Here is a 24,608-nt window from a genome sequence, read left to right as displayed (position 1 = left end):
AAGGTGGTTGTGAAGAGCCAGCCGGCGTGGCCTGCGCCGGCGCGCGCCCTGCGGTCGCCGGCCCCGCGGCGGGGGGCGTCTGTGGGGGGGCGGCGGGGGGGGGGGGGCCCGGTGGGCGGGGGGGGGCGGCGGGGGGAGCTGGGGCGGGGCACGTTCCCCATTGTCACCCGCCCGGTCGCGCCGCCCGCGCCAGCCGCATCTGGAGGGCGGACCACAGCTCGCCCTCGACCTCCTCCACATCCCGCAGGACCTGCTCGGTGCGGAAGCCCAGCCGCTCGTAGAGCCGTACGGCCGCCGTGTTGTGGGTGTAGACGCCGAGGTCCACCTCCGGCAGGTCCAGCTCGCCGAAGGCGCGGTCGAGGGCCTCGGCCAGCAGGAGCTCGCCCAGCCCGCGGCCGCGCGCCTCGGGGGCGATGAGCACCCGCCCGAGCCGGGCCCCGCTGCCGTCCGGGTGGAGCCGCAGCGAGACGTGCCCCAGCGGGCTGCCGTCGGGCCCAGCGGCGGCGGTCCACACGTGCCGGCCGGGCTCGGCGGCGTACGCGGCGATCTGGGCGTCGTCCAGGGGCCAGGTGAAGGCGGGGCCGGCCCAGGTGATCAGCTCGGCGGGCGTGGTCACCCAGCGGTGCAGGTACGCGGCGTCGTAGGCGGGCCGGAACGGGCGCAGGGCCAGGGCCAGGGTCGGGGGCGGGTCCGGGGACGGAGTCGGCGGGGTCATCCGCCAAGTGTCGGTGCTGCGCGGTCGCTTGGTCGGCAACACACTTGATCCCGACCGGTCCGTGCGGTGAGCATCCGGGCATGACAGAAGTGATCGCAGTCGCCGTCATCACCGTCCTCGCCGTGATCAGTCCCGGTGCCGATTTCGCCATGGTCGTCCGCAACAGCTACCTGTACGGGCGCACCACCGGCCTGTTCGCGGCGGGCGGGGTCGCGGCGGGTGTGCTGGTGCACGTCTCCTACACGATGCTCGGGGTGGGGCTGCTGATCGCCTCGTCCACGGCGCTGTTCACCGCGATCAAGCTCGCGGGCGCGGCGTACCTCGTGTGGATCGGCATCCGCACCTTCCGCGCGCGGGCCGAGCTGACGGTGGACCTGGAGTCGAAGCCGCAGCTCACGGCGCTGGGCGCGCTGCGCTCGGGCTTCCTGAGCAATGTGCTGAACCCGAAGACGACGCTGTTCGTCGTGTCCACCTTCACGCAGGTCGTGGGGCCGCAGACGCCGGTTTGGCAGCAGGCCGGGTACGGGCTGTTCATGTCGGTGGCGCACCTGGGCTGGTTCGGGGCGGTGGCGCTGTTCTTCTCGCACTCCGGTCTGCGGGAGCGGATGCTGCGGGCGCAGAAGGCGATCAACCGGGCCATCGGCTCGGTGCTCGTGGGGCTCGGGGTGGGCCTGGGCTTCGCCCGCTGAGCCGACGCCCAGCCCCGGCGCCTGCCCGGCCATCCGCCCCCGGAAATAAGGCTGGTGCCCGTGGTTACCACTGGGTAGCGTGAGGCCCATGGACGCTGCGGGCACAGGCCTTGAGACGGACGAGGGGTTCTTCCAGCGGCTCGGCGGCGGGCGTTTCCTCGCCGGGCCCTTCACACGCGGTCCCTGGGACGAGAACTCCCAGCACGCCGGCCCGCCCGCGGCCCTGCTCGGCCGGGCCGTCGACGAGCGGCCGGGCGCGCGCGAGGACATGCGGATCGCCCGGATCACGTACGAGATCCTGCGCCCCGTGCCGCTGGGCGCCGTCGAGGTGACCACCAGCGTGCTGCGCGCCGGCCGCGGCACCGAGGTCGTCGAGGCCGTCCTGACCCCCGAGGGCGGCGCCCCGGCGATGGTGGCCCGCGCGCTGCGCGTGCGGACGGCCGCCGAGCCGGTGCCGGCCGTGCTGCCGGGGCCCGAACTGCCGCCGCCCGGCGAGGTGGACCCCACGCCCTTCTTCCCGCTGCCGTGGGACGTCGGCTACCACACGGCCGTGGAGACCCGCTTCACCCGGGGCGCCTTCCTGGAGCCCGGCCCCGGCACCTGCTGGATGCGGATGCAGGTCCCGCTGATCGGCGGCGAGGAGACCCGGCCGCTGGACCGGGTGCTGGTCGCGGCCGACTCCGCCAACGGGATCGCCGCGGTGCTGGACATCACCTCGTACGTGTTCGTCAACAGCGACTTGACGGTCCATCTCCACCGGCACCCGGTCGGCGAGTGGGTGTGCGTGGAGGCAGCCACCAGTGTGGACCCGGCGGGCATCGGCCTGGTCGACTCCCGCCTCCACGACGAGAAGGGGCCCATCGGCCGCGGCGCGCAGAGCCTGTTCGTGGCGCCCCGGTAGCCGTACGACGCCCTCCCGTGCCCCGGGAACACCGGCCGGTGCCCCCGGCGCCCCCGGCCGACGACCGACAGGACTGGACGGCCGTCCCGCATCACGTCGAGGATGATCCCGACCGGTACGCGGGCATCGACGGTTCCGGCTTCCGGGTGGGGTAGTCGGCATGGGAGCCGGGAATCGCCCCTGAGGGGGCTTGCCATGGGGGAGGGTTGACGGGTGCGCAAAGTCTGGATGGCAGGCGGAATCGGAATCGGGCTGTGCCTGAGCTTCCTGCTCCTCGTCGTGGTCGGCACCTACTCGGCCGCCGCGGGGCTCGCGGGAGCGGGTCGCGGCAGCGGCGTCGCCCTCACCAAGGGGGCGGTGCCGGCGAAGTACCAGGCGCTGGTGGAGAGGTGGGGCAACCTCTGTCCCGCCATCAACCCGGCGCTGCTCGCGGCCCAGCTGTACTCGGAGAGCGGCTGGAACCCGCGCGCGGTGAGCCCCGCCGACGCGCGCGGCATCGCGCAGTTCATCCCCGGTACGTGGGCGGGGCACGGGATCGACGGCGACGGGGACGGGGACCGGGACATTTGGGATCCGAACGACGCCATCCCCTCGGCCGCTTCGTACGACTGCGAGCTCGCGGCCGACGTCAAGGGCGTGCCCGGTGACGCCACGAAGAACATGCTCGCGGCGTACAACGCGGGCGCGTACGCGGTCATCAAGTACCAGGGTGTGCCGCCGTACAGCGAGACCCAGGGCTACGTGAAGGCCATCACCACCCTGGCCCAGAGCTTCGCCCGGCCCGTCGGCCGGGTCGCGCCGTCCCAGCAGGCGGCCGGGGCCATCTACTTCGCCCAGAAGCAGCTCGGCACGCCGTACCTGTGGGGCGGCGAGGGAGGGCCCGAGGACAACGGGCGGTTCGACTGCTCGGGGCTGACGCAGGCGGCGTACCGGACGGTGGGGATCGAGCTGCCGCGGGTGGCCAACGACCAGTACAACGCCGGTCCCCACCCCTCGCGCGCCGAACTGCTGCCCGGTGATCTGGTCTTCTTCTCCGACGATCTGACGAACTCTCGGGAGATCCGCCACGTGGGCCTGTACGTCGGCGGCGGCTACATGATCAACGCCCCGTACACGGGCTCCGTGATCCGCTTCGACAAGATCGACACCCCGGACTACTTCGGCGCCACCCGCGTGACCAAGGACGGTGCGGCGTCGCTGCCGGCGAACCGCCCGACGACGTAGCGACTCTGCGTGAAGTGAAGGCCCTGAGCTGCGACGATGAGTCACTCTTGGATAACGTTGAAGTGATCATTCGGTGGAGAGTGGAACGTAGCCGCCAGAACGGGCGTTCCATGGACACGGGGGTTGATCACCGGGGGTCGAAGGGGCGCACACCGGCGTGCGCCCGCGGGGTACCAAGGCAAGGCAAGGGGCCGAAACACCATGGCTGGACTCACGACCGGTGGGCCGAACGTGGATGTAAGCCTGCTCTACGACATCAACGGCCTGGCCCGGCACGCCCCCGACCGGCTCGACCGGGTCGTGGGCTTCGTCGGGGAGTACGGACTGCCGCTCGCCATGGTGCTGCTGGTGCTGTGGTGCTGGCACGGCGCCCGCCGCCAGGACGAGGCCGGCGCGGTGGACTCCTTCGCGGCGCTGGTGTGGGCCCCGCTGGGCGCGGCCCTCGCCCTGCTCGTCAATGTCCCGCTGCGTGAATTCGTCGCCCGGCCGCGGCCGTTCCGCAAGCACGACGGGCTGGAGGTGCTCGCCTCCGGCAAGACCGACTTCTCCTTCGTCAGCGACCACGCCACCTTGACGATGGCGCTCGGCGTCGGACTCTTCATCGCCAACCGGCGGTTCGGCCTCGTCGGGATCGGGCTGGCCCTGCTGGAGGGCCTGTGCCGCGTCTACATGGGCGTGCACTACCCGACCGACGTCATCGGCGGCCTCGCGCTGGGCACCGCGGTCGTCCTGCTCCTGGCCCCGGCCGCGATGGCCGTCCTGACCCCGATGGTGCGGGCGTTGGCCCGTTCCCCGCGCGCCGGGCGGCTGGTCCGGTCCCGCAGCCTCCGGCTGCCCCGGCCGGTCGGCCTCCCCCAGGCGCCGACCCCGCCGGGCGCCCTGCCGCGCGAGAACGACCTGGCGGCCTGAGCGGGTGGTCCACCCGCCCTGCCCCGCCCTGCGCCGTTCCGTCCCGCCCCGTTCCGTCCCGTCCCGCCCGAGCGGTCCGGGCAGGGTGTCCGGGCCTCAGCGGCTGTAGGCGCGATCCAGTGCCCACAGGGCCCAGACGAAGAGCCCGAGCGCCGCGGTCGTGCTCAGCGCGCCGAGCGCCAGCCCGGCCCGGACCCGGACCGAGGCCGCCTCCTCGCCCCGCCGCACCCGGCGCAGCGCCCATCCCGCGGCGCCCATCGCCCAGAGCCCCGCGACCACGCCGGTCACGTAGAACACCGGCCAGAGCTCGGGCAGGACGAAGATCGAGCAGATCAGGACGACCGAGGCGATGCCCGCGACCAGCGAGCCGGTGCCGGCCGGGCGCAGTGCGGTTGCGTGCGTGTTCATGCCACGACCGTAGGGGCGGCGGGGGACGGGCCGCCTCCGTACGGGTACTCAGATCCGCCCGGGTGGCACGGACGGGCCGCCGTCGGAGGTACTCGGGCCGCCGCTCAGCCGTGGCCGTACGCGTCGTACACCGCCAGCAGGACCGCGGCCACCAGGCACAGCAGGGCGACGCCGAAGCACAGCCGGACCGCCGCCGGGCGGGGGCGGCTCATCCGTCGCCGCCTTCGCCGCCGCCGGCCCCGTCGCCCCCGCCGTCCGAGGACTGCCCGCGGCGGTGGCGCCAACGCAGCCACAGGCCGGTGGCGGTGGCCGCGGCGCCGGTCGCGCCGATGGCCAGCGCCACGTCCGCCGGCCCGTCCGCGGTCCCGACCGGCTCCGCCCGGGCGGGCCGGGCCGTGCCGATCGTCAGGGCGGCCATCAGGAACAGGGCCCACAGGAGAAGGGCGGCGCGGGGTACGGCTCGTCCTGGCATACGTCCAGATCAACCACCCGGCGGCGATCCGGCCACCGGGGTGGGCCGTACGGGTCGGCCGCCCCGCACGATCCGAAAAGAACCGGTCCTAGTGGTCGGGGTGGCGGGAGGCGTCCCTGCGGGCCAGGTCGCGGGAGCGGCGGGCCGGGCCGGTCCAGCCGCAGCTGCACACGGCGAGGCAGAAGGAGCCGCGCTCGGTGGTGCTCACGGAGTGGTCAAGCGGAGGGGCCAGAGGCGCTCGGTGCTGCGGGTCCACACCACCACGGTACCTGGGGCGACCGGGTCCGGGGAGGGCCCTTCGGCCGTGACGGGAAACCGGGGAGGTCGTTAAGCGGAGCGGGTGGGGGCCTCGGACAAGCAACGTTCCCGCGTTGGGGGTTGGCAGGCGATGGTGGTGCACCAGCACAGGCGGCGGTACGGGCACGGGGCCGCGACGGCCGTCATCGTCGCCGTCGTGCTCACGGCGGCCGGATGCGGCGGCGGTACGGACGACGAACCCCCGGCCGACGGGGCCGCGGCCGTGCGCGGCGCGGCCGACACGCTGACCCGGGCCGGCAGTGCGCGGGCCCGCACCGCCATGGAAATGGCCACCGGCGGCACCCGGGTCACCATCCGCGGCGAGGGCGGCGTGGACTTCAGGAACCGGATGGGGCAGCTGCTGGTCATGCTCCCGGCCGACGTGACCGGCAAGCCCGGCCATCGGCCCATCACCGAGCTGCTGGCCCCCGGCGCCCTCTACATGAAGAACCGCGGCGCGGGCGTGCCCGCCGACAAGTGGGTCCGGGTCGACACGACCACCCTGTCGGACGGGAACCTGGTCACCGGCGGGGCCACCGACCCACTCGCCGCCGCCGAGCTGCTGCGCGGCGCGGAGGCGGTGACGTACGTCGGGGAGACGGAGCTGGCGGGCACCAAGGTGCGCCACTACCGCGGGACCACCGACATCGGGCGGGCCGCCCGAAGCGCCTCGCCCCAGGTCAGGGGAGCGCTGGAGGCGGCGGCGAAAGGGTTCAGCAAGGACGCCGTGCCCTTCGACGCCTACCTCGACGAGGAGGGCCGGCTGCGCAAGGTCCGGCACCGGTTCAGCTACGAGAACAACGGCGCGATCGACGTGTTCTCCACCACGCTGCTCTACGGCTTCGGCACCCCGGTGACCGTCGTCCTCCCGGCGAGCGGGGACATCTACGCCGGGAAGATCGCGGAGTAGTCGCCGTACGCGCCCCGGGCCGCCGTACGCGCCCCGGGCCGCCGTGGAGGCCGGGCGAGCCGTGGGGCGCGGCGGGGAGGGGGCCGGAAATGGTCCATACGTGTCATGCGCACAGCGTCGTGCCCTCCCTACGCTGAGGTTCCGACAGCCACGTATGTCGGCAGGAAGAGGTGACTCGCGTGACTCCCGCAGGCGGTACGACGGTGCAGGACCACGTGGCCCTCGCGGAGATCGAGCTCTGCGGTGAACTGATCATCGCGGCCTCCGCAGCGGACGAGGACCGGCTCAGCCAGGACCGTATCGACGAGGTGCTGAGGATCTTCGGGGCCTGCGTCTAAGGGCCCCTGCGTCTAAGGGTCCTGCGTCCGGGGCGCCTGCGTCCACGGCGCGCAGGCGCCGCGCCGGGCATCAGGTCCGCAGCAGGCGGGCGATGGCCTTCGTCGCCTCCTCGACCTTGGCGTCGATCTCCGCCCCGCCCTTGACGGCGGCGTCGGCGACGCAGTGCCGCAGGTGCTCCTCCAGCAGCTGGAGCGCGAAGGACTGGAGTGCCTTCGTGCTGGCCGAAACCTGCGTGAGTATGTCGATGCAGTAGACGTCCTCGTCGACGAGCCGCTGCAGACCCCGGATCTGTCCCTCGATCCGCCGCAGCCGCTTGAGGTGCTCGTCCTTCTGGTGGTGGTAGCCGTGGACCGCGCCCTCGGCGGGCGTGTGGCCGGTGGGCTCTGCCTCGGTGGTCGTCATGCGTCCTCCCGTGGTCCGGTTCGAGGGGTGCATACCCCTCATGGGTATATGGTACCGGGCTCCGCCCGGTCGGACAGGGCCCCTGCCGCCACTGTGCCTGATGGAGGACACTGGGGAACTGCTGGTTAGCAGTGGCCGGAGGATGCGCCTAGCATCAGCCTGACCGAATCCGATGCACCCCGAGGACCTCACGTGCGATTTCGTCTGACCCCCAGGGAGACGAGCTTCTACGACATGTTCGCCGCATCCGCGGACAACATCGTCACGGGCTCCAAGCTCCTGATGGAACTGCTCGGGGCGGAGTCATCCGCACGGGCCGAGATCGCGGAGCGGATGCGGGCGGCGGAGCACGCGGGGGACGACGCCACACACGCGATCTTCCACCAGCTGAACTCCTCCTTCATCACGCCGTTCGACCGTGAGGACATCTACGCCCTCGCCTCGTCCCTCGACGACATCATGGACTTCATGGAGGAGGCCGTCGACCTGGTCGTCCTCTACAACATCGAGCAGCTCCCCAAGGGTGTCGAGCAGCAGATCGAGGTGCTGGCGCGGGCGGCCGAGCTGACCGCCGAGGCCATGCCGCACCTGCGCACGATGGACAACCTCACCGAGTACTGGATCGAGGTCAACCGCCTGGAGAACCAGGCCGACCAGATCCACCGCAAGCTGCTCGCCCACCTCTTCAACGGCAAGTACGACGCCATCGAGGTGCTCAAGCTCAAGCAGATCGTCGACGTGCTCGAAGAGGCGGCCGACGCGTTCGAGCACGTCGCGAACACGGTGGAGACCATCGCGGTCAAGGAGTCCTGACCGCAGTGGACACCTTTGCGCTGGTCGTGACCATCGGTGTCGCGCTCGGCTTCACCTATACCAACGGCTTCCACGACTCCGCGAACGCCATCGCGACCTCGGTCTCCACGCGGGCGCTGACCCCGCGCGCGGCCCTGGCCATGGCCGCGGTGATGAACCTGGCCGGTGCCTTCCTCGGCAGCGGCGTCGCCAAGACCGTCAGCGAGGGCCTGATCGAGACGCCCCACGGCACCCGGGGCATGTGGATCCTCTTCGCCGCCCTCGTCGGGGCGATCGTCTGGAACCTGATCACCTGGTACTTCGGTCTGCCCTCGTCCTCCTCGCACGCGCTGTTCGGCGGCATGGTGGGTGCGGCGCTGGCCGGCGGGACCCAGGTGATCTGGTCGGGCGTGGTGGACAAGGTCATCATCCCGATGTTCCTCTCGCCGGTCGTCGGCCTGATCGTCGGCTACCTGGTGATGTGCGTCATCCTGTGGATGTTCCGGCGGACCAACCCGCACAAGGCCAAGCGCGGTTTCCGGATCGCGCAGACGGTCTCGGCGGCGGGCATGGCGCTCGGCCACGGTCTCCAGGACGCCCAGAAGACGATGGGCATCGTGGTGATGGCCCTGGTCATCGCCGACGTGGAGAAGGCGGGCGACCCGATCCCGGTCTGGGTGAAGATCGCCTGTGCCGTGATGCTCTCGCTGGGTACGTACGCCGGCGGCTGGCGCATCATGCGCACCCTGGGCCGCAAGATCATCGAGCTGGACCCGCCGCAGGGTTTCGCGGCCGAGACCACCGGTGCCTCGATCATGTTCGGCTCGGCGTTCCTCTTCCACGCGCCGATCTCCACCACCCACGTGATCACCTCGGCGATCATGGGCGTGGGCGCGACGAAGCGGGTGAACGCGGTCCGCTGGGGCGTCGCCAAGAACATCATCCTGGGCTGGTTCATCACCATGCCGGCGGCGGCGCTGGTCGCGGCGCTGAGCTTCTGGGTCGTCAACCTGGCCTTCGTCTGACCCGGGCCTTCGTCCGACCCGAAACGAAGTCGGGCCCGGCTCCCCCCACCCAGGGGGAGCCGGGCCCTTCGCCTTGCGGTGGCACCGCCATGCAGCACCGCAGGACGTGTGAGGGTCCGGCCTAGCCGAAGCGGCCCGAGATGTAGTCCTCGGTGGCCTGGACGGACGGGTTGGAGAAGATCCGCTCCGTGTCGTCGATCTCGATCAGCTTGCCGGGCTGGCCGACCGCCGCGAGGTTGAAGAAGGCGGTGCGGTCGGAGACGCGGGCCGCCTGCTGCATGTTGTGGGTCACGATGACGATGGTGAAACGCTCCTTCAGCTCGCCGATCAGGTCCTCGATGGCGAGGGTGGAGATCGGGTCGAGGGCGGAGCAGGGCTCGTCCATCAGCAGGACCTGCGGCTCGACCGCGATGGCGCGGGCGATGCACAGGCGCTGCTGCTGACCGCCGGACAGGCCGGAGCCGGGCTTGTTCAGCCGGTCCTTGACCTCGTTCCAGAGGTTGGCGCCCTTCAGCGAACGCTCGACGACGTCGTTCAGCTCGCTCTTCTTCTTGACGGTGCCGTTCAGGCGCAGACCCGCCGCCACGTTGTCGAAGATCGACATGGTGGGGAAGGGGTTCGGGCGCTGGAAGACCATGCCGACGGTGCGGCGGACGGCGACCGGGTCGACGTTCGCACCGTAGAGGTTCTCGTCGTCCAGCATCACCTTGCCCTCGACGCGGCCGCCGGGGGTGACCTCGTGCATGCGGTTCAGGGTGCGCAGGAAGGTGGACTTGCCACAGCCGGACGGACCGATGAAGGCGGTCACGGAGCGGGGCTCGACGGTCATCGAGATGTCGTCGATGGCCTTGTGGTTGCCGTAGAAGGCGGACAGACCGGAGACGTCGATGCGCTTGGCCATGTGAATCACTACTTCTTTCGTCGGCGCGGTCAGCGGCCGGTCTTCGGGGCCTTCCAGCGGGCGATGCCGCGGGCCACCAGGTTGAGGATCATGACGAAGGCGATCAGGACGAGGGCGGCGGCCCAGGCCCGGTCGTAGGAGTCGGCACTACCGACCTTGTACTGCTCCCAGATGTACAGGGGGAGCGAGGACTGTGCGCCTTCGAAGGGGTTGTCGTTGATCAGCTGGGAGCCGAAGACCAGCAGCATGATCGGGGCGGTCTCGCCGGCGATGCGGGCCACGGCCAGCATGACGCCGGTGGAGATGCCGCCGATGGCGGTCGGGAGCACGACCTTGAGGATCGTGCGCCACTTCGGCACACCGAGGGCGAGGGAGGCCTCGCGCAGCTCGTTCGGGACGAGCTTGAGCATCTCCTCGGTGGAGCGGACCACGACGGGCATCATCAGGATCGCCAGGGCCATGGAGCCGGCGAAGCCGGAGGGGCCGAAGCCGAGCATCAGGTTCCAGGTCGTCAGGATGAACAGGCCCGCGACGATGGAGGGGATGCCGGTCATGACGTCGACGAAGAAGGTGACGGCCTTGGCGAGCGGACCCCGGCCGTACTCGACCAGGTAGACGGCGGTCAGCAGGCCGATCGGCGCGGCGATCAGCGTGGCCAGCAGGACCTGCTCGATGGTGCCGAGCAGCGCGTGGTAGACACCGCCGCCGGGCTCGAAGCCGGCCACGCCCTTCATGGAGTGGCTCAGGAAGTAGGCGTCGAGGACCTTCAGGCCGCGGCTGATGGTGGTCCAGATCAGCGAGAGCAGCGGGATGACCGCGAGGACGAAGCAGACCCACACCATGGAGGTGGCGACGCGGTCCTTGGCCTGCCGGCGGTTCTCGACCACCGCGCTCGCGCCGTAGGTCACGGCGACGAACAGCAGGGCGGCTATCAGGCCCCACTGGACCTTGCTGTGCAGGTCGGCGACGAGGCCGGTGCCGACGCCGAGGGCGACGGAGAGCGCGGCGATGCCGGCCGGGGCCCAGCGGGGCAGGCCGCCGCGGGTGAGGCCGGAGGAGGAGGCGGCGCGGGACCCGACGGGGCGCTCCTGGATTGCGTGGCTCATCAGGCGTTCGCCCCCGAGTACTCCTTGCGGCGCGCGATGATGAGGCGGGCGGCGCCGTTGACCAGCAGGGTGAGCAGGAAGAGGACGAGGCCGGAGGCGATCAGGGCGTCGCGGCCGAACTCGTTGGCCTCGTCGAACTTCGCGGCGATGTTCTGCGCGAAGGTGCCGCCACCGGGGTCGAGCACGTGCAGCGAGATCAGGAAGCTCGGGGAGAGGACGGTCGCCACGGCCATGGTCTCGCCGAGCGCGCGGCCGAGGCCGAGCATCGAGGCGGAGATGACGCCGGAGCGGCCGAAGGGCAGGACGGCCGTGCGGATGACCTCCCAGCGGGTCGCGCCGAGGGCCAGGGCGGCCTCCTCGTTCATGCGCGGGACCTGGAGGAAGACCTCGCGGCTGACGCTGGTCACGATCGGCAGGATCATGATCGCCAGCAGGACGCCGACGGTGAAGAGCGAGCGGGCGACGCCGACCTGGGTCTTGTCGAAGACGTAGGTCCAGCCCAGGTACTCGTCCAGCCAGAGGTTCAGGCCGTTCAGCTGCGGGACGAGGAAGAGCGCGCCCCAGATGCCGTAGACGATCGACGGGACGGCGGCCAGCAGGTCCACGACGTAGGCGAGGGGCGCGGCCAGCTTGCGCGGCGCGTAGTGCGAGATGAACAGGGCGATGCCGACGGCGATCGGAACCGCGATGGCCATCGCGATGATCGAGCTGACGACGGTGCCGAAGAGCAGGACGGCTATGCCGAAGACGGGCGGGTTGGCCGAGGCGTTCCAGTCGAAGGTGGTGAGGAAGTTGCCCTCGTTCTTCGACAGCGCGATGGAGGCCCGGTAGGTGAGGAAGGCGGCGATCGACGCCATGATCACCAGGAGCAGGATGCCGGAGCCCTTCGAGAGGCCCGAGAAGATCTTGTCACCGGCGCGGCCGGTGGATCCCTTGCTCGCGGAGACAGGCGGAGCCGTGTCTGTCTGGGTGGGTGTGAAAGCCATGGTCTTTCCGGTCTGTGTGGGGGGCTGGCCCCCTGGCGGCGGTGCACCGGATTCCCCTCCCGGAGGAGGGGAAGGACCCCGGCGGTGTCGGCCCGTCCAGGGCCGGTACCGCCGGGGTCGTGTTCCTTAGCTCAGCGAGGCGACGACGTCGCGGACCTTCTTGTTGATCTCGGCCGGGATCGGCGCGTAGCCGTTGTCCGAGAGGATCTTCTGGCCGGCGTCACCGGCGGTGTAGCCCAGGAAGGACTTGACGGCGCCGAGGGTCTCGGCCTTGTTGCCCTTGTCGCAGACGACCTCGTAGGTCACCAGGACCAGCGGGTAGGCGCCCTCGGCCTTGGTGGCGTAGTCGAGCTTGAGGGCCAGGTCGGAGCCCTGGCCGGCGATCTTGGCGGCGGCGATCGCCTTGGAGGCGTTCTCCGGGGTGGCGGCGACCGGGGCGGCGGCACCGGTGTTCACGGCGACCGTCTTGATGCCCTGGGAGGAGGCGAAGGAGAGCTCGAAGTAGCCGATCGCGCCGTCGGTCTGCTTGACCTGGGCGGCGACACCGGCGGAGCCGGACGCGGCCTGGCCGCCCGGGGCGGGCCACTTCTTGGCGGCGTCGTACGGCCAGGCGTCAGCGGCGGTGGCCTTCAGGTACTTGCCGAGGTTCTCGGTGGTGCCGGAGTCCTCGGAGCGGTGGAAGGCCTGGATGGCGGTGGACGGCAGGTTGACGCCCGGGTTCAGCTTCTTGATCGCCTCGTCGTCCCACTTCTTGATCTTGTCGTTGAAGATGTTGGCGATCGTGGGCGCGTCGAGGGTGAGCTTGTCGACGCCGGCGACGTTGAAGCCGATGGCGACCGGGCCGCCGACCATCGGGAGGTTGATGGCCTGGCCGCCGGTGCAGGCCTTCTTGGACTCCTCGACCTGCTCCGGCTTCAGCGCGGAGTCGGTGCCGGCGAAGCCGACGGTGCCCTGGTTGAAGGCGACGATGCCCTCACCGGAGGAGGAGGACTTGTAGTTGACCTCGACGCCGGAGCAGGCGGCCATGTAGTTCTTGATCCACAGGTCCACCGCGTTCTTCTGGGCGGAAGAGCCCGAGGCGAGGAGCTTGCCCTTGGCGTCGTCGCACTTGACGTCGCCCGCGGCCAGCGACGGCTTGCTGGAGCCGCCGTCGGTGCCGCCCGTGTTGTCGTCCGAACCGCACGCCGTGAGGACCAGGGCGCCGGACACGACGAGCGCCCCGAGGGCGGAGGCACGAAGCCGGTTCTTGCGCTGAAGCTTCACTTTCGGGTGTTCCTTCCAGTTGCCGCCGGCCGCTTTCGTGTTCGGGGCGGCGTGCGAAGAGGACTAGTCGGTCGGGCCGGCAGGTCACCGGTCTTCGGTGGCGACTCGCGGCCGTACACGGTCGAAATTAGGCAGGACAGGTGAAGCGGCCGACCGGGGTGGGTGAACGGATGGTGAACCGTGGCAGACGGCCCGGTGCGGTCCTGCGGGGTTCTGCGCGGGCGTAAGCGGCCGTTATGCGCCTGTTATGCGCCCGTTATCCGGCCGCGGGCGCTCCGTTCGCCATTCTGCGCCGCCGCGCGCCGGCCCGCCGGGCGTGGCCGGATTTCGACGGTCGCCGTCGCCGTCGCTGTCGCCACTGTCCATGCCGCTGTCGCCGCCCGTCCCGACCGGTCACCGTCGGTGTTCGAACGGTGGGGTCGGGAGGACGGCGCGGAGGACCGGTCAAGGGGCGGCGCGGAGGGCCCGGTCAGGACGGCAGTGCGGCCGGCGTGCGGAGCCAGATGTGGTGGAAGGCGAAGCGGGCCGCCTCCACGTCGTGCCGCTGGTCGGCGTGCAGCACGCCCAGGGCGTACGCCGTCGTCGGCGCGATCCGCGGCGTACGGGCGGCCGTGGCCGAGGCGGCCGCCGCCTCCGCCGCGTCCCGGTGGCGGTCGAGGGCCTCGCCGGCCGCGGTCAGCCGGGTGATGTCGGCGCCCAGGGCCTCCTGGGCGTAGCGGTGGACCCGCAGCAGCCGGCGTACCTCGTGCCAGGGCGCGTCCTGGTGCGAGTCGTCGATCAGGGCGTCCGCGTTGTACGGGTGGGAGGCCCGGCTCAGCGGCAGTGCCGAGACCGCCGCGTCCAGCCGGGACTTGGCCAGTGCCGACAGCGGTACGAGCACGTCGGCGACGCTGCCCGCCGCCGCGACCGGGTCCAGCGGGACCTCCGACGCCAGCACGGCCACGGCGTCGGCGACCGCGTGGAACCGGGACGAGCCCAGCGCCTGCAGACCGGCCGAGTGGGCGCGGGTCCGGGCCAGCGTCAGCTGGCGTTCGAGCAGCGCACCCGCCCGGGCGGAGCCCACGGTCAGGGCGCCCGCCGAGTTCCTGGGCGAGGGCACCTCGGGCGTGTCCGACGGGGCGCCGGAAAGCCGGTGCAGCGCGTCCATCAGCCGGGTCAGCCGGGCGCCGTACGCGTGCTCGTCGGCGAGCGTGGCGGACAGCCACACCAGCTCGGTGCGCAGGCTGTCCGCCCAGCCGGTCTCCGTCACCGGGCGGAAGGTGGCCAGGGAGCCGCTGATGCGGCGCGCAGCCCCCCGCAGGCCGCGCGTCGCATCGCTCCCGTCCGCCGTGTACACCCCGTTCCCCCCGCTCGGCCCGCTCTCGTCGTGCAGGCGCAGTGCGCGCAGGAATGCGGTGGCCTGCGACCGCAGGTACGTGCCGAGCACGTCACCTGCGGTCGCCGTCACGTCATGGTTTGGCTGAGCCACGCCGGCGCCTCCGGGCGTCTATGAGCATCTCCTGTACGTGCCGCAGCGGCTGGCCCTCGGCGTCCGTGCTGTGCCGGGTCCAGTCGCCGTCCGGGCCCAGGTGCCAGGAGGAGGTGGCGTCGGACATCCCGGTCTCCAGCATCCGGTCGAGGGCTGCGCGGTGGGCCGGGTCGCTGACCCTGACCAGGGCCTCGATGCGGCGGTCGAGGTTGCGGTGCATCATGTCGGCGCTGCCGATCCACACCTCGGGCTCGCCGCCGTTGCCGAAGGCGAAGATCCGGGAGTGCTCCAGGAACCGGCCCAGCACCGAGCGGACCCGGATGTTCTCCGACAGTCCGGTGACGCCCGGGCGCACGGCGCAGATGCCGCGGACCCAGATGTCGACGGGCACGCCGGCCTGGGACGCCCGGTAGAGCGCGTCGATGACCGCCTCGTCGACCATCGAGTTGACCTTGATCCGTACGTACGCGGGCCGGCCGGCCCGGTGGTGGGCGGCCTCCTTGTCGATCCGCGAGACCAGCCCGTCGCGCAGCGAGCGCGGGGCGACCAGCAGGCGGCGGTAGGTCTCGCGGCGCGAGTAGCCCGACAGCCGGTTGAACAGGTCGGAGAGGTCCGCGCCGACCTGCGGGTCGGCGGTGAGCAGGCCGAGGTCCTCGTAGAGCCGGGCGGTCTTGGGGTGGTAGTTGCCGGTGCCGACGTGGCTGTAGCGGCGCAGCGTCTCGCCCTCCTGGCGGACGACCAGCGACAGCTTGCAGTGGGTCTTGAGGCCCACCAGGCCGTAGACGACGTGGCAGCCGGCCTCCTCCAGCTTGCGGGCCCACTTGATGTTGGCCTGCTCGTCGAACCGGGCCTTGATCTCGACCAGCACCAGGACCTGCTTGCCCGACTCGGCCGCGTCGATCAGGGCGTCGACGATGGGGGAGTCGCCGGAGGTCCGGTACAGGGTCTGCTTGATCGCGAGGACGTCGGGATCGGCGGCCGCCTGCTCCAGAAAGGCCTGCACGGAGGTGGAGAAGGAGTCGTACGGGTGGTGCAGGAGCACGTCCCGCTCGCGCAGCGCCGCGAAGATGTCGGGCGCGGACGCCGACTCGACCTCGGCGAGGTCGCGGTGGGTGCCGGCGACGAACTTGGGGAACTTCAGCTCCGGCCGGTCCAGCGAGGCGATGCCGAACAGCCCGGTGAGGTCGAGCGGGCCGGGCAGCGGGTAGACCTCGGCGGCGGAGATGTTGAGCTCCTGCACGAGGAGGTCGAGCACGCCGGGGTCGATGGACTCCTCGACCTCCAGGCGCACGGGCGGGCCGAAGCGGCGCCGCATGAGCTCCTTCTCCAGGGCCTGCAGGAGGTTCTCGGCGTCGTCCTCCTCCACCTCCAGGTCCTCGTTGCGCGTCACCCGGAACATGTGGTGCGCGAGCACCTCCATGCCGGGGAAGAGCTCCTCCAGGTGCGCGGCGATGACGTCCTCCAGGGGGACGTAGCGCTGCGGGGAGGCCTCCAGGAAGCGGTTCAGGAGCGGCGGGACCTTGACCCGGGCGAAGTGCCGGTGGCCGCTGACGGGGTTGCGGACGACGACCGCGAGGTTGAGCGAGAGGCCCGAGATGTACGGGAAGGGGTGCGCGGGGTCGACGGCCAGCGGCGTCAGGACGGGGAAGATCCGGTTGCGGAACAGGGTGAAGAGGCGCGCCTGCTCCTTCTCGGTGAGGTCGGGCCACCGGATGAGCTCGATGCCTTCCTCGGCGAGGGCCGGGGACACGTCGTGCTGGTAGCAGGCGGCGTGCCGGGCCATGAGCTCGCGGGAGCGGGTCCAGATGAGGTCCAGCACCTCGCGGGGCTGGAGCCCGGACGCGGACCGGGTGGCGACGCCGGTGGCGATGCGCCGCTTGAGGCCGGCGACGCGGACCATGAAGAACTCGTCGAGGTTGCTCGCGAAGATGGCGAGGAAGTTGGCCCGCTCCAGGAGCGGGGTGGTGGGGTCCTCGGCGAGCTCCAGCACTCGTTCGTTGAACGCCAGCCAGCTGCGCTCGCGGTCCAGGAACCGCCCGGCGGGCAGCTCGCCGCCGTCCTTCTCGTCGTACGCGTCGACGTCGGCGTCGAGGTCCGGGGCGAGCTCGCGGTGCGGGCGGTGGGCGGCTATGGACCCGAGCCGGCGCGCGGCGGCTGCCGTCGCGGCCACGGCCGCGGGGGCCGCGGCGGTGGGCGCGACCGCGGCCGGGGAGAGCTGGACGGGAACCTCGGTGCTGGCTGCGCGGGCGCTGGGCTTGTGGTTCATGTCTCCATTCTTCCGCGCACGCGGCAGGACAGGCGCGTCGGAATCGGCTGAGTGCGCGGCCTGCGCGGGGCGCGGTCCTGGGTCCATGAGGAGAAGCGTCACAAGCGTGTCTTAATGGGCGGTGAATGGCGCGTGGCTTCCTGGGACCGGGCCGTTTGATCTTTGCGGGGCGGTGCGTGGCCAGGGCGTGCCGCTGCGCGGGGCCCTTTCCCCACCCCGCCCCTTCCCGAAACCGGGGCTCCGCCCCGGACCCCGTTCCGTGCGCTTCGCGCCCGGTGCGCTCAAACGCCGCGCGGGCTGGATATGCAGCCGCAGCCATATCCAGCCCCGCCGGCGTTTGAGGCGCGGGGGTGCGGGGGCGGAGCCCCCGAAAAGCCCGGTCAGGTCTCGGTGCGGTACATCAGGTCCACCTCGTACGTGGTGAAGCCGAGGCCCTCGTAGACCGCGAGGGCCGCCGGGTTGTCCGCGTCGACGTAGAGCATCGCCGTCGGCAGGCCCTGGGCCTCCAGGTGGCGCAGCCCGATCGCGGTCAGCGCCTTGCCCAGACCGGTGCCCTGGGCCGAGGGCAGCACGCCGAGGACGTACACCTCGCCCAGCCGCTCCGCCGCGTGGACCTTGGTCCAGTGGAAGCCGACCAGCTCGCCCCCGCGCTCCGCGAGGAAGAAGCCCTTCGGGTCGAACCAGGGCTGCGCCGTGCGGTCGTCCAGGTCGCGCTGGGTCAGCGAGCCCTGCTCGGGGTGGTGGGCGAAGGCCGCCGCGTTGGCGGCCAGCCACGCCGCGTCGTCCGCGCCGGGGACGAACGTCCGCACGGTGACCCCGTCGGGGAGCACCGGCTCGGGCAGCGGCTGCTCCCCCAGCGGGCGGCGCAGCTGGCGCAGTTCGCGGAACAGGGTCAGGCCGAGGACCTGCGCCAGGTGCCGGGCGGCCGATTTGCCCCCGTGTGCCCAGACCCGCAGGCGCTTGCCGGAGGCCGCCAGCACGGCCGCGCCCAGCGCCCGGCCGTGGCCCCGGCCGCGCAGGGCGGGGTGGACGACCAGTTCGGCGGCGGGTGCCTCCACCGGGTCGGTGTCCTCCAGCTGCCCGTAGCCGGCCAGCCTGCCGCCCTCGGTGAGCAGGAAGTGCCGCACGCCCTCCCGGGGTCCGCCGCGCAGCTGGAGCCGGCCCTGCTCGGAGACCGCGGTCGTGCCGTCGGTACGGGCCGCGGCCTCCAGGAGGGCGAGCACCTCGCTCGCCTGGTCTTCCGTCAGTTCGTCGAGGGTCAGGATCTGGCGACCCGGCTCCAGGGCCGCGCTTGCGTCAGTCATACGCCGAGCCTACGACCGCAACCTCGTCGTAACCCATTACCCCCTGTCGTGCTACGCGCGTTGACAATAGGCTGCGGGCGACTTCCATGTTGTTTCGCTGTCCGCAAAGGGGAACTGATGTCAGCGACACCACAACGGCACCGCCGCACCCGCCGGTTGGCCATCGCCGCTCTCACCGCCACCGCCGGTGCCGGAGCCCTGGTCGCCGCGGCCCTCCCGGCCGGAGCCGCTGTTGGTGGCGGTCAGGGCACTGGCCGCACGGTCGACGTGCAGCTGCTGTCCTTCAACGACTTCCACGGCACTCTCGAGCCGCCGCAGGGCTCGTCCGGCAACGTGACCGAGCGTCAGGCCGACGGGACCACCAAGGCGATACCGGCCGGTGGCGCCGAGTACCTGGCCACGGCGCTGCGCGAGGCGCGCAAGGGCCACGAGTACTCCGTCACGGCCGCCGCCGGCGACATGATCGGCGGCAGCCCGATGCTGTCCGGTCTGTTCCACGACGAGCCGACCATCGAGGCCCTGAACAAGCTCGACCTCGACGTCACCAGCGTCGGCAACCACGAGTTCGACGAGGGCCGGGCCGAGCTGCGCCGCATGCAGTACGGCGGCTGCCACCCGGTCGAGGGCTGCTTCGAGTACGGCAAGACCTTCGAAGGCTCCGAGTTCAAGTACCTTGCCGCCAACGTGACCGACGAGAAGACCAAGCGCCCGCTCCTTTCGCCCACCTACGTGTGGAAGAAGGACGGTGTGAAGATCGGCTTCATCGGCGTGACCCTGGAGGGCACCCCGGACGTCGTGACCGCCGCGGGCGTCAAGGGCCTGAAGTTCGGCGACGAGGTCGAGACGATCAACAAGTACGCCAAGGAGCTCCAGCGCCAGGGCGTGCAGTCCATCGTCGCGCTGATCCACGAGGGCGGCCTGCCCGCCTCCGGCGCGTACAACTACGACTGCAACACCCCGGGTGCCGGCGCCGGCATCTCGGGCGCGATCGTGGACATCGCCAAGAACGTCGACCCGTCCGTCGACGCGCTGGTGACCGGCCACACGCACCAGGCGTACGCGTGCAACATCCCGGACCCGGCCGGCAACCCGCGCACCGTGACCTCCGCCGCCTCCATCGGCCGGCTCTACACGGACACGACGCTGACCTACGACCGCAAGACCAAGGACATCGTCCGTACCGCGGTCAAGTCGCCGAGCACCGCCAACCACGTCGTGCACCGCAACCAGCCCAAGGCCGAGGACATCACCGCGCTGATCCAGCGCTGGAACGCCCTGGCCGCCCCGGTCGCCGGCCGCCCGCAGGGCTACATCTCGGCGGACATCCCCGGCCGCGGCTCCGAGGCGTACGAGAAGCCGCTCGGCAACCTGATCGCCGACGCCCAGCTGGAGGCCACGGCCGCGGCCGACAAGGGCGGCGCGCAGCTGGCCATCATGAACCCGGGCGGCATCCGCTCGGACCTCGCCTTCAAGGCCTCCGGGGCCGAGGGCGACGGCGTGGTGACCTACGGCGAGGCCTTCACGGTGCAGCCGTTCACCAACATGCTGAACATCGTGGACCTGACCGGCGCGCAGCTGGTCACCGCGCTCCAGCAGCAGGTCACCGGTCCGGTGAACGGGGCCAACCCGAAGATCCTCCAGATCTCCAAGAGCCTGACGTACACCCTGGACATGACGAAGACCGGCGCCGACCGGGTCGTGACCGACTCGATCCGCCTGAACGGCGAGGCGATCGACCCGGCGAAGACCTACCGCGTCGCGATGAACGAGTTCCTCGCGGGCGGCGGTGACGGCTTCACCGTCCTGAAGGAGCACAAGAACAAGCTGGTGGGCGTGTCCGACCTGGACGCCTTCAACGCCTACCTGGGCGCGCACTCCTCGGCGTCGGCCCCGCTCGCCCCGCCGGCGACCGGCCGCATCACCGTGATCAAGTAGCAGCACCTGCGCCACCTGCACCACCCGCACCACCAGTGAAGGGGTGGCGGACCGTCGACGGTCCGCCACCCCTTCGGCGTCCGCGGAACCCCGCCGGGAAGCCGCCGGTAGGTCAGTGCCGGAAGACCGCCGCCGACGGCTGGTTGTTTTGACGTGGGCACGCCATAATCCGGTCCTGTCTGCGACGGCGGCCGGAGGGACGGGGCATGGGCCTGGATCGGCGTACGTTTCTGATCGGTGCGACGGCGGCCGCAGCGGCGGCCGTCCTCGGGGCGGGGCCTGCCACCGCCGCCGCCCAGGGCACCCAGGACTGGATGGCCGGGCTCGCCGACGGTACCGCCCTCCAGCGGCTGACCGTCCCCGGCACCCACGACTCCGGCGCCCTCTACGGCGGCCTGTACGTGGCCTGCCAGAACATCGGCATCGCCCAGCAGCTCGGCGCCGGCATCCGCTACCTGGACGTGCGCTGCCGCGTCACCGGCGGCTCCTTCGCCATCCACCACGGGTCCTTCTACCAGAACCAGATGTTCGGCGACGTCCTCGTCGCCTGCCGCACCTTCCTGTCCGCGCACCCCACCGAGACCGTCCTCATGCGGGTCAAGCAGGAGTACTCGGGCGACAGCGACGCCACCTTCCGCGCGGTCTTCGACGACTACCTGGACCGGCGCGGCTGGCGCCCGCTCTTCCACATCGCCCCCACGCTGCCCGCGCTCGGGCAGGCCCGCGGCAAGGTCGTCCTGCTGGCCGACAACGGCGGCCTGCCGGGCATCCGCTACGGCGACGGCACGTACTTCGACATCCAGGACGACTGGAACGCCGAGCCCTTCGCCAAGCGCGGGCTGATCGAGAACCACTTCCGCAAGGCGGTGCAGCAACCCGGCAGGCTGTTCGTCAACCACGTCTCCACCGCGGCCTACCTGCCGCCCCGCTGGAACGCCGACCGCCTCAACCCGCAGATCCACTCCTTCGTCACGGGCAGCGAGCTGGCCGGCCGCACCGGCCTCGGCGTGGTCCCCATCGACTTCCCCAACACCCGGAGCGGGTTCATCGAGTCACTGATCGCCCACAACCCGTTCTGACGGGCTGCCCGGCGGCGGGGTCGGCGCGCCCGGGACCCGCAGGACCGCCTCCGTGCCCGGACGGCCGTCCGCCGCCGCCCGCAGCTCGGCCGTGCCGCCCGCGCGCTGCACCGTACGCGCCACGATCGACAGCCCCAGCCCGCTGCCCGGCAGAGCCCGCGCCGACTCCGACCGCCAGAACCGGTCGAAGACGTGCGGCAGGTCCTCGGGCGCGATGCCCGGCCCGTGGTCCCGTACGGTCAGCTCCCCGGCCCGCAGCGCCACCTCGACCGAGCCGCCCGGCGGGCTGAACTTCACCGCGTTGTCCAGGACGTTGACCACCGCCCGCTCCAGCGCCGCCGCCTCGCCCCGTACGTACCAGGGCTCCAGCTCCGCGCCGAACTCCAGCTCCGGACCGCGCAGCCGGGCCCGGGCCAGGGCGCTGGCGACGATCTCGTGCAGGGCCACCACCTGGAGCGGGCCGGGCGCGGCCGCGTCCGGGCGGGACAGCTCCTGGAGGTCGCCGATGAGCGCGGCCAGCTCGGCCGTCTGGGCCTTCACCGAGGCCAGCAGCTCCCTGCGGTCCTCCGCCGGGATCGCCCGGCCGGTCTGCTCGCTGCGTACGAGCAGCTCGATGTTGGTGCGCAGCGAGGTCAGCGGGGTGCGCAGCTCGTGGCCGGCGTCGGCGATCAGCTGGGCCTGCCGGTCCCGGGAGGAGGCCAGGGCCGCGGTCATCGAGTTGAACGACCGCGACAGCCGGGCGATCTCGTCGTCGCCGGCGTCCGGGATCCGCACGGTCAGGTCCTCGGTACGCGCGATGTGCTCGACGGCGTCGGTCAGCTCGTCCACCGGCTTCAGTCCCGTCCGCGCCACCACCAGCCCGGCCGCGCCCGCCCCGAGCACGCCGATCCCGGACACCAGCAGCAGCACCCAGGCCAGGGTGGACAGGGGCTTGTCGATGTCGGTGAGCGGCTTGGCGATGGAGACGGCGAAGACCTGGCCGTCCCCGGTCACCGCTACCTGGGTGTAGACCCGCATGGCGGCGCCGTTGTCGGCCGTCGCGTCGTGCAGCCGGGGCCGGCCGCCGGCCGCGACGCCGCGGTCCGCCGATGTCACCGGCAGCGTGGTCGGCCCGCTCACCCAGCAGCGCTTGCCCTCCGCGGTGACGATCTGCACGGTCGCGTTCAGGCTGCCGGCGATCTGCGCGGGCAGCGTCGGATCGGGGCCGGCCTGGCACGGGCCCGGCAGCGCCCGCATCACCTGCGGTTTGACGTTGGTGGCGATCAGCGACTGGTCCAGCTGGTCGCGCAGCTGGGTGCGGACCATGAACCAGGCCGCCGCCGCGACCGCCGCCACCGCCACCGCCACCGCCACCGCCACCAGCAGGGCCAGGCGCGAGCGCAGCGGCAGCGCCCGGAATCCGGCGGTGGGGCTCACTCGGGACCGCCGTCGCCCGCGCGCAGTACGTATCCCACCCCGCGCACGGTGTGCACCAGGCGCGGCTCGCCGCCCGCCTCGGTCTTGCGGCGCAGGTACATCACGTACACGTCCAGGGAGTTGGAGCTGGGCTCGAAGTCGAAGCCCCATACGGTCTTGAGGATCTGCTCGCGGGTCAGCACCTGGCGCGGGTGGGCGAGGAACATCTCCAGCAGCGTGAACTCGGTACGGGTCAGCTCCACCGCCCGGCCGCCCCGGGTGACCTCGCGGGTGGCCAGGTCCATGCGCAGGTCGGCGAAGGCCAGCACGTCCCCGCCCGGGGCGCCGCCGTCCGCCGCGGCGGCCCGGGCGGCGGCGTACGCGCTGCGCCGCAGCAGGGCGCGGACCCGGGCGAACAGCTCGTCCAGCTCGAACGGCTTGACCAGGTAGTCGTCCGCGCCGGCGTCCAGGCCGGTGACCCGGTCGCCGACGGTGTCGCGGGCGGTGAGCATCAGGACCGGGGTCACCGAGCCCTGGGCGCGCAGCCGGCGGGCGGCGGTCAGGCCGTCCATCCGGGGCATCTGGATGTCGAGGACGATCAGCTCGGGCCGGTACGAGGCGGTCTTGTCGAGGGCGTCGAGCCCGTCGACGGCGGTCTCGACCGCGTACCCCTCGAAGACGAGGCTGCGGCGCAGGGCCTCGCGGACGGCCGGCTCGTCGTCGACGACGAGGATGCGGGCGGCTTCGCCTTCGGGGGGATTCATCGACTCTTCCTTCGGTCCTTCGGCCCTTCGCGGGGAGCGTGGGAGCGGGCGGCTCGTCTGCGGTACAGCCTCGCACGCGGCGGGCGGCTCAGAAGCCGGTGCCGAAACCGGTGCCGTAACCGTTCCCGTAGCCGCCGCCGTTGCCGGACGACGTGCCCGCCCCGCCGCCGGTCCCGCCCGGGCCGCCCTTGCGCAGGGAGTCCAGGTCGGCCTTGACCGTGTTGACCGGGATGGCGAAGCCGAGGCCCACGCTGCCCGCCGTGGAGCTGTCGCTGCCGGGGGAGTAGATCGCCGACGGGATGCCGATGATCTCGCCGTTCATGTCGACCAGCGCGCCGCCGGAGTTGCCCGGATTGAGCGAGGCGTCGGTCTGGATCGCCTTGTACGAGGTCTTCTCCGAGCCGGTGTCGCCGTTGAACTGCCGGCCCTCGAACGAGAACGGCCAGCTGCCGCCGGGCCCGCCGTACGGGGACCGCTGGCGCTGCGGGGAGCGCTGCTCGGACTTCGGCACGGTCACCTCGCGGTTCAGCGCGGAGACGATGCCGCTGGTGACGGTGCCGGTCAGCCGGTCCGGCGAACCGATGGCCACGACCTCGTCGCCGACCTTGACCCGGTCGGAGTCGCCGAGTCTGGCCGGCTTCAGGCCCGAGGCGCCCTGGAGCTTGATCAGCGCGAGGTCCTTGTCGGGGTCGGTGCCGAGGACCTTGGCCGGGTACTTTTTGCCGTCGCTCAGGGTCACCTGGATCTCGGCGGCTCCGTCGATCACGTGGTTGTTCGTGATGATCTCGCCGTCGGCGGTGAGGACCACGCCGGAGCCGGTGCCCTGGCCGCTGCCGGTGCGCGTGTCGATCCGTACGACGGAGGGGCTGACCTGCTCGGCGACGCCGGCGACCGTGCCGGCGTTCGACCGGGAGACGTTCGAGCCGTTCACGGCCCCGCCGGAGCCGGCGCCCCGCGGGACGAGCACCTGCTGGACGGCGGCCGCGGTGGCGCCGCCGACGACCGCCGCGGCGACGGCCACGGCCGCGAGCAGCGCGACGGGCCGCTTGGCCCGGGCA

General features: G+C 72.0%; 24 protein-coding genes. 10 read left to right on the top strand and 14 right to left on the bottom strand.

Annotated features, from left to right (window positions below; translation table 11 throughout):
- Window positions 1–163 precede the first annotated feature (163 nt).
- Window positions 164–715: a GNAT family N-acetyltransferase gene (locus tag GPJ59_RS14715; protein ID WP_219667567.1), complete on the bottom strand. Its 552-nt coding sequence runs from the start codon at window positions 713–715 to the stop codon at window positions 164–166.
- 80 nt (window positions 716–795) lie between these two features.
- Between GPJ59_RS14715 and GPJ59_RS14710 the strand changes: the two genes are divergently transcribed.
- From GPJ59_RS14710 to GPJ59_RS14695, 4 genes are all read left to right on the top strand, one after another.
- Window positions 796–1,404, top strand: a complete 609-nt coding sequence (locus GPJ59_RS14710; protein WP_219667566.1) for a LysE family transporter — start codon at window positions 796–798, stop codon at window positions 1,402–1,404.
- An 88-nt stretch (window positions 1,405–1,492) separates the two neighbouring features.
- A complete protein-coding gene (locus tag GPJ59_RS14705; RefSeq protein ID WP_219667565.1) occupies window positions 1,493–2,305 on the top strand; it encodes a thioesterase family protein in 813 nt (270 codons plus the stop codon).
- Between the two features lie 228 nt (window positions 2,306–2,533).
- Complete coding sequence (locus GPJ59_RS14700) at window positions 2,534–3,529, top strand: C40 family peptidase (protein ID WP_219667564.1); 996 nt, start codon at window positions 2,534–2,536, stop codon at window positions 3,527–3,529.
- 201 nt (window positions 3,530–3,730) lie between these two features.
- Complete coding sequence (locus tag GPJ59_RS14695) at window positions 3,731–4,438, top strand: phosphatase PAP2 family protein (RefSeq protein ID WP_219667563.1); 708 nt, start codon at window positions 3,731–3,733, stop codon at window positions 4,436–4,438.
- Window positions 4,439–4,534: 96 nt separating this feature from the next.
- Here GPJ59_RS14695 and GPJ59_RS14690 read toward each other — a convergent pair whose 3' ends face one another.
- Both GPJ59_RS14690 and GPJ59_RS14685 read right to left on the bottom strand, forming a co-directional pair.
- Window positions 4,535–4,846 (bottom strand): hypothetical protein, encoded by a 312-nt coding sequence (locus GPJ59_RS14690; protein WP_219667562.1) that lies wholly within the window; start codon window positions 4,844–4,846, stop codon window positions 4,535–4,537.
- A 208-nt stretch (window positions 4,847–5,054) separates the two neighbouring features.
- Window positions 5,055–5,318 carry a hypothetical protein gene (locus GPJ59_RS14685; protein WP_219667561.1) on the bottom strand — a complete coding sequence of 88 codons (264 nt, stop codon included), beginning with the start codon at window positions 5,316–5,318 and terminating at the stop codon, window positions 5,055–5,057.
- A gap of 388 nt (window positions 5,319–5,706) precedes the next feature.
- On the opposite strand from GPJ59_RS14685, the gene GPJ59_RS14680 reads away from it, so the two are divergent.
- Together GPJ59_RS14680 and GPJ59_RS14675 are read left to right on the top strand one after the other, a co-directional pair.
- Window positions 5,707–6,525, top strand: coding sequence for a hypothetical protein (locus GPJ59_RS14680; protein ID WP_219667560.1), 819 nt, complete (start codon window positions 5,707–5,709; stop codon window positions 6,523–6,525).
- Window positions 6,526–6,704: 179 nt separating this feature from the next.
- Window positions 6,705–6,863, top strand: a complete 159-nt coding sequence (locus tag GPJ59_RS14675; RefSeq protein WP_219667559.1) for a hypothetical protein — start codon at window positions 6,705–6,707, stop codon at window positions 6,861–6,863.
- A 70-nt stretch (window positions 6,864–6,933) separates the two neighbouring features.
- Here the strand turns inward: GPJ59_RS14675 and GPJ59_RS14670 are convergent, their stop codons facing one another.
- On the bottom strand, window positions 6,934–7,266 hold the full coding sequence (locus GPJ59_RS14670) for a metal-sensitive transcriptional regulator (protein WP_258024390.1): 333 nt from the start codon (window positions 7,264–7,266) through the stop codon (window positions 6,934–6,936).
- Window positions 7,267–7,458: 192 nt separating this feature from the next.
- Here GPJ59_RS14670 and GPJ59_RS14665 point away from each other — a divergent pair, with 192 nt between their 5' ends.
- Window positions 7,459–8,079 carry a DUF47 domain-containing protein gene (locus GPJ59_RS14665; protein WP_219667557.1) on the top strand — a complete coding sequence of 207 codons (621 nt, stop codon included), beginning with the start codon at window positions 7,459–7,461 and terminating at the stop codon, window positions 8,077–8,079.
- A 5-nt stretch (window positions 8,080–8,084) separates the two neighbouring features.
- Window positions 8,085–9,083: an inorganic phosphate transporter gene (locus tag GPJ59_RS14660; protein WP_219667556.1), complete on the top strand. Its 999-nt coding sequence runs from the start codon at window positions 8,085–8,087 to the stop codon at window positions 9,081–9,083.
- A gap of 121 nt (window positions 9,084–9,204) precedes the next feature.
- On the opposite strand, the gene pstB is transcribed toward GPJ59_RS14660, so the two are convergent.
- The 7 genes from pstB to mshD all read right to left on the bottom strand — a co-directional run bounded on the left by pstB (window position 9,205) and on the right by mshD (window position 18,377).
- Window positions 9,205–9,984 (bottom strand): phosphate ABC transporter ATP-binding protein PstB, encoded by a 780-nt coding sequence (gene pstB / locus GPJ59_RS14655; protein ID WP_219667555.1) that lies wholly within the window; start codon window positions 9,982–9,984, stop codon window positions 9,205–9,207.
- A gap of 29 nt (window positions 9,985–10,013) precedes the next feature.
- Window positions 10,014–11,090, bottom strand: coding sequence for a phosphate ABC transporter permease PstA (gene pstA / locus GPJ59_RS14650; protein WP_219667554.1), 1,077 nt, complete (start codon window positions 11,088–11,090; stop codon window positions 10,014–10,016).
- Window positions 11,090–12,076, bottom strand: coding sequence for a phosphate ABC transporter permease subunit PstC (gene pstC, locus GPJ59_RS14645; RefSeq protein ID WP_219667553.1), 987 nt, complete (start codon window positions 12,074–12,076; stop codon window positions 11,090–11,092). The genes pstA and pstC overlap by 1 nt, the downstream gene beginning before the upstream one ends.
- 126 nt (window positions 12,077–12,202) lie before the next feature.
- Window positions 12,203–13,339, bottom strand: a complete 1,137-nt coding sequence (gene pstS, locus GPJ59_RS14640; protein ID WP_219667552.1) for a phosphate ABC transporter substrate-binding protein PstS — start codon at window positions 13,337–13,339, stop codon at window positions 12,203–12,205.
- A 469-nt stretch (window positions 13,340–13,808) separates the two neighbouring features.
- Window positions 13,809–14,807: a CHAD domain-containing protein gene (locus GPJ59_RS14635; RefSeq protein WP_219667551.1), complete on the bottom strand. Its 999-nt coding sequence runs from the start codon at window positions 14,805–14,807 to the stop codon at window positions 13,809–13,811.
- Window positions 14,788–17,073 carry an RNA degradosome polyphosphate kinase gene (locus GPJ59_RS14630; RefSeq protein ID WP_219667550.1) on the bottom strand — a complete coding sequence of 762 codons (2,286 nt, stop codon included), beginning with the start codon at window positions 17,071–17,073 and terminating at the stop codon, window positions 14,788–14,790. Before GPJ59_RS14630 ends, GPJ59_RS14635 begins: the two co-directional genes overlap by 20 nt.
- 380 nt (window positions 17,074–17,453) lie before the next feature.
- Window positions 17,454–18,377, bottom strand: coding sequence for a mycothiol synthase (gene mshD / locus GPJ59_RS14625; protein ID WP_219667549.1), 924 nt, complete (start codon window positions 18,375–18,377; stop codon window positions 17,454–17,456).
- A 117-nt stretch (window positions 18,378–18,494) separates the two neighbouring features.
- Between mshD and GPJ59_RS14620 the strand changes: the two genes are divergently transcribed.
- On the top strand, window positions 18,495–20,312 hold the full coding sequence (locus GPJ59_RS14620) for a bifunctional metallophosphatase/5'-nucleotidase (protein WP_219667548.1): 1,818 nt from the start codon (window positions 18,495–18,497) through the stop codon (window positions 20,310–20,312).
- Window positions 20,313–20,518: 206 nt separating this feature from the next.
- Window positions 20,519–21,391, top strand: a complete 873-nt coding sequence (locus GPJ59_RS14615) for a phosphatidylinositol-specific phospholipase C (protein WP_219667547.1) — start codon at window positions 20,519–20,521, stop codon at window positions 21,389–21,391.
- Here GPJ59_RS14615 and GPJ59_RS14610 read toward each other — a convergent pair.
- From GPJ59_RS14610 to GPJ59_RS14600, 3 genes are all read right to left on the bottom strand, one after another.
- Entirely contained in the window at window positions 21,365–22,807 is a 1,443-nt protein-coding gene (locus GPJ59_RS14610; RefSeq protein ID WP_308120300.1) for a sensor histidine kinase, read from the bottom strand. The two genes, GPJ59_RS14615 and GPJ59_RS14610, sit on opposite strands and share 27 nt — an antisense overlap.
- Window positions 22,804–23,550, bottom strand: a complete 747-nt coding sequence (locus tag GPJ59_RS14605; RefSeq protein WP_219667546.1) for a response regulator transcription factor — start codon at window positions 23,548–23,550, stop codon at window positions 22,804–22,806. Before GPJ59_RS14605 ends, GPJ59_RS14610 begins: the two co-directional genes overlap by 4 nt.
- 88 nt (window positions 23,551–23,638) lie before the next feature.
- A partial coding sequence (locus GPJ59_RS14600) for a S1C family serine protease (RefSeq protein WP_219667545.1) occupies window positions 23,639–24,608 on the bottom strand: 970 nt, incomplete at its 5' end.

The sequence above is a fragment of the Streptomyces bambusae genome (assembly GCF_019400985.1).
GTDB lineage: Bacteria > Actinomycetota > Actinomycetes > Streptomycetales > Streptomycetaceae > Streptomyces > Streptomyces bambusae_A.
Note: the sequence above shows the minus strand (reverse complement) of the source record. Positions and strands in the feature narration are given on the sequence as shown.

Excerpts from the sequence above, each read along its gene's own strand:
- GPJ59_RS14715 (WP_219667567.1), bottom strand. The coding sequence starts at position 715 with ATGACCCCGCCGACTCCGTCCCCGGACCCGCCCCCGACCCTGGCCCTG.
- GPJ59_RS14710 (WP_219667566.1), top strand. The coding sequence starts at position 796 with ATGACAGAAGTGATCGCAGTCGCCGTCATCACCGTCCTCGCCGTGATC.
- GPJ59_RS14705 (WP_219667565.1), top strand. The coding sequence starts at position 1,493 with ATGGACGCTGCGGGCACAGGCCTTGAGACGGACGAGGGGTTCTTCCAG.
- GPJ59_RS14700 (WP_219667564.1), top strand. The coding sequence starts at position 2,534 with ATGGCAGGCGGAATCGGAATCGGGCTGTGCCTGAGCTTCCTGCTCCTC.
- GPJ59_RS14695 (WP_219667563.1), top strand. The coding sequence starts at position 3,731 with ATGGCTGGACTCACGACCGGTGGGCCGAACGTGGATGTAAGCCTGCTC.
- GPJ59_RS14690 (WP_219667562.1), bottom strand. The coding sequence starts at position 4,846 with ATGAACACGCACGCAACCGCACTGCGCCCGGCCGGCACCGGCTCGCTG.
- GPJ59_RS14685 (WP_219667561.1), bottom strand. The coding sequence starts at position 5,318 with ATGCCAGGACGAGCCGTACCCCGCGCCGCCCTTCTCCTGTGGGCCCTG.
- GPJ59_RS14680 (WP_219667560.1), top strand. The coding sequence starts at position 5,707 with ATGGTGGTGCACCAGCACAGGCGGCGGTACGGGCACGGGGCCGCGACG.
- GPJ59_RS14670 (WP_258024390.1), bottom strand. The coding sequence starts at position 7,266 with ATGACGACCACCGAGGCAGAGCCCACCGGCCACACGCCCGCCGAGGGC.
- pstB (WP_219667555.1), bottom strand. The coding sequence starts at position 9,984 with ATGGCCAAGCGCATCGACGTCTCCGGTCTGTCCGCCTTCTACGGCAAC.
- pstA (WP_219667554.1), bottom strand. The coding sequence starts at position 11,090 with ATGAGCCACGCAATCCAGGAGCGCCCCGTCGGGTCCCGCGCCGCCTCC.
- pstC (WP_219667553.1), bottom strand. The coding sequence starts at position 12,076 with ATGGCTTTCACACCCACCCAGACAGACACGGCTCCGCCTGTCTCCGCG.
- GPJ59_RS14630 (WP_219667550.1), bottom strand. The coding sequence starts at position 17,073 with ATGAACCACAAGCCCAGCGCCCGCGCAGCCAGCACCGAGGTTCCCGTC.
- mshD (WP_219667549.1), bottom strand. The coding sequence starts at position 18,377 with ATGACTGACGCAAGCGCGGCCCTGGAGCCGGGTCGCCAGATCCTGACC.
- GPJ59_RS14620 (WP_219667548.1), top strand. The coding sequence starts at position 18,495 with ATGTCAGCGACACCACAACGGCACCGCCGCACCCGCCGGTTGGCCATC.
- GPJ59_RS14615 (WP_219667547.1), top strand. The coding sequence starts at position 20,519 with ATGGGCCTGGATCGGCGTACGTTTCTGATCGGTGCGACGGCGGCCGCA.
- GPJ59_RS14605 (WP_219667546.1), bottom strand. The coding sequence starts at position 23,550 with ATGAATCCCCCCGAAGGCGAAGCCGCCCGCATCCTCGTCGTCGACGAC.